This window comes from Pseudoalteromonas sp. BZA4 (assembly GCF_040104395.1).
Classification (GTDB): domain Bacteria; phylum Pseudomonadota; class Gammaproteobacteria; order Enterobacterales; family Alteromonadaceae; genus Pseudoalteromonas.
Map to the genome: position 1 here is coordinate 1 of NZ_JBECOT010000130.1, position 2,098 is coordinate 2,098.

Annotated in this window: 3 protein-coding genes; 1 reads left to right on the forward strand and 2 read right to left on the reverse strand. The window is 40.0% G+C overall.

From position 1 onward, the window contains the following. Positions 1-103 precede the first annotated feature (103 nt). Positions 104-298, reverse strand: a complete 195-nt coding sequence (locus tag ABMY41_RS21650) for a hypothetical protein (RefSeq protein ID WP_349276242.1) — start codon at positions 296-298, stop codon at positions 104-106. A 109-nt stretch (positions 299-407) separates the two neighbouring features. Here ABMY41_RS21650 and ABMY41_RS21655 point away from each other — a divergent pair, with 109 nt between their 5' ends. Next, positions 408-938, forward strand: coding sequence for a thioesterase family protein (locus ABMY41_RS21655; protein WP_349276244.1), 531 nt, complete (start codon positions 408-410; stop codon positions 936-938). Between the two features lie 61 nt (positions 939-999). Here ABMY41_RS21655 and ABMY41_RS21660 read toward each other — a convergent pair whose 3' ends face one another. Then, a complete protein-coding gene (locus ABMY41_RS21660) occupies positions 1,000-1,536 on the reverse strand; it encodes a hypothetical protein (RefSeq protein ID WP_349276246.1) in 537 nt (178 codons plus the stop codon). Positions 1,537-2,098: the final 562 nt, after the last annotated feature.

Here is a 2,098-nt window from a genome sequence, read left to right on the forward strand (position 1 = left end):
TAACGAGGGCTTGATTATAGTGAGACCAGTTTGTGATTTTGCTCATTGTTGTTGCACGGGCTAGTAGGATATAGATGATCTGATCACAGGCTGGCAAGATAGTTCAAACTTTTAGGAAACAACGCCCACCAATAGTGAACTTTTCAGAACCTTGTTGCCAAGCGAAACCAAATTTAAAGGCTTTCTCAATACCCGTTGGATATTTTAAAGTACCGTCACCTGGAAAGTTGAAGTCAGCAAATGCTGAGCTGGTGAAAAAACTTGCAGTGAACAAAGTTACCAAACTAAATAATTTCATTAGGTTATTCTTTTTTTATACTAATATATGCACAGATTAGAGCAGAATATTCGCCTTAGCAATATGCTGTGATACACTTTGTGCATTATTAACTGGTTAGACCTTTGCCGTGAACCTCTATTTTCGACTTATACTACTGTTTTTTAAAATTAAACGTAATCGTGATTATCAGCAATTGTTAGACACGATTGATATTGAATTTAAAGCGTTACCAACCGATTGCGATATCAATTTTCATCTAACTAATTCTCGTTATTTAGCGATGATGGATCTTGCCCGTACTTGGATGACTGAGCGAGTAGGCTTGTTAAAGCACATAATGAAGCGCCGCTGGTTTCCAATCGTTAATGCAACTGCAATTACCTATATTCGCGATATTAAGCCAATGCAAAAGTACACAGTTAGCACTCGCTTGGTTGGCTGGGACCATAAATACTTTTACATTGAGCAAAAGTTTCACTCAGAAAGAGGTTTGCATGCAGTTGCTTATGTGCGTGGTGTATTTAAACGTAAAAAAGGTGTTGTTAGCGTTGAAGAGATGCTTGAAGTTGCGGGCTTTAGCGGAGTTGCACCTATTTTGCCAGCAGAAGTGATGCACTGGAAAGAAATGTTAGAGCAAAAGAAGCTCACTAATAAGTGATACCTAAGATTAGCTAAAAAAAATGCCAGCTAAGCTGGCATTTTATGGCTTTAAACACAGTTTACTCTGCTGCGCAAACTGCTTCACTAACAAACGTTAAATCGTTTACGTGTGCCGGACCATCCATTACGAATGTCGCTTCAGCGGTGTTTTGATCTAAGGTGTAGATTTTTGCATTCTCGCCGCTTTCTCTACCTGAAATATAAATTGTACCGTCATCAGCAATCGCAATACCTGACGCCCAATTAACACCGTGCTCACCGATTCGGGTTAATTCAAGGTTACCTTCGTCCACTGTGTAAAGTGCTTGACCTGTTAACACGTAAAGTACGTTGTAATCACTTGAATAAGCGATGTCGCCGTCTGCAAATGTATCGCCTTCATACGATAGTTTACCTAATACCGTTTTTTCACCTGTAGTTAGGTCAAAATCATACATGTATGTTTTGCTTGTCGCACGTAAAGACAGACCATCTGCAGTCACTGTTGAGCGATAAATCGGGAATGATGTCGCATCTGCAACTTCAGCTTGCGTATCAGTGGCTAAATCTAGGCTATAGATTTTTGACGCTTTGCTGCTTTTATCAAGTTGCTCCATGAAATAAAGCACACCGTCATTGCTAGCAATATTTGATGCTGTATTGCTCAGGCCAGCAACTACAGTTACAGCGCTTGATTCTGGATTGAAGTGATATACATAGCCTTCAGTTTCAGAGCCAAAGTTATTAATACCGTATAAACCAGTGGTAACAGCGCAAGGCTCAGCAACTTCAGTAACAACTACATTGTCAATAAATGCACCTAATGAATCTGATGTACCGGCACCTGCAAAGCTTAGTAATGAGCTGGCACTGTCAGCTTCAACAGTAAAGCTGTATTTAGTCCAACCTTGAGTGCTGCTATTAACAACTGCTAATGACTCGCCATTCCAAAAAACTTCAGCTTTATTTGTTTGTTCATTGCCAACTACACGCGCAGAGTAATAAAAGCTTAATTCGTACTTTTTACCTGCAGTTGTAGCAAGCGCTTGTGTGATGGGCCTTGTTGATCAAATGCAGCTCTCTAACAAATTCACTTAACTTACTGATATTTAGGCAGACCAAGGGTGTTGATCTTATTTAGCGCCTTCACTTTGATCATCGCTTCAACCAGTTGGCGAT

Bases quoted from the DNA above. Each gene is read 5' to 3' on its own strand.
- ABMY41_RS21650 (WP_349276242.1), bottom strand. From the start codon at position 298: ATGAAATTATTTAGTTTGGTAACTTTGTTCACTGCAAGTTTTTTCACC.
- ABMY41_RS21660 (WP_349276246.1), bottom strand. From the start codon at position 1,536: ATGGAGCAACTTGATAAAAGCAGCAAAGCGTCAAAAATCTATAGCCTA.